We start from the raw sequence: 923 nt of genomic DNA on the forward strand, positions 1-923 counted from the left end.
TTTTTATGTATCACTCAGCCACCCAGAGCTACACCTCTCTATTCGTTGGCAGCGGCAAATGTGGATAAAAGACAGGTACAGACGGCCGCGTGTGACCTCGGCGATCCACTGCGCGACGTGGTCCAGGAAGTACCGGTCGTGGGTGACCGCGAGGACGGCACCGTGGTACTGCTGCAGGTGCTGCTCGAGCCACAGCACGGACTCGGCGTCGAGGTGGTTGGTCGGCTCGTCGAGGAGCAGCAGGTCGGGCTTCTGCAGCAGGAGCTTGCAGAGGGCGACGCGACGCTTCTCACCGCCGGACAGGTGGGTGACCATCTCGTCCCCCGGGGGGCACTGGAGCGCGGCCATCGCCTGCTCGAGCTGCGAGTCGAGGTCCCACGCGTCGGCGGCGTCGATCTCCTCCTGCAGCGTGCCCATCTCGGCGAGGAGCGCGTCGAAGTCCGCGTCGGGCTCCGCCATGAGTGCGGAGATCTCGTTGAAGCGGACGACCTTGGAGTGGATCTCGCCGACGCCCTGCTGGACGTTCTCGAGGACGGTCTTGTCCTCGTCGAGCTCGGGCTCCTGCATGAGGATCCCGACGGTGAACCCAGGGGTCAGCTTCGCCTCGCCGTTGGACGGCTGGTCGAGACCCGCCATGATCTTCAGGATCGTCGACTTGCCCGCACCGTTCGGACCCACGACGCCGATCTTCGCGCCGGGGAGGAACGACATCGTGACGTCGTCGAGGATCAGCTTGTCGCCGACCGACTTGCGGGCGCGGACCATCTGGTAGATGTACTCAGCCATATCGCGGTCAAGTGTAGTTACCCGGACGGACGACCGCGCGGCCGTCTCGCGTCCGGGCGCGGTGCGCGGCACCGCCGGAACGCGCAGGCCCCCGTTCGGGGGCTTACAAGGGTTGGTCGGCCGACGTACGGTACCTT

General features: G+C 66.0%; 1 pseudogene. It reads right to left on the reverse strand.

Annotation, left to right across the window (positions count from 1 at the left end):
- Positions 1-75: 75 nt before the first annotated feature.
- Positions 76-786 (reverse strand): annotated as a pseudogene (locus tag NS184_RS17185) (ATP-binding cassette domain-containing protein); the annotation flags it as partial.
- Positions 787-923 lie beyond the last annotated feature (137 nt).

It is taken from the genome of Curtobacterium luteum, from assembly GCF_001475545.1.
GTDB lineage: Bacteria > Actinomycetota > Actinomycetes > Actinomycetales > Microbacteriaceae > Curtobacterium > Curtobacterium luteum_A.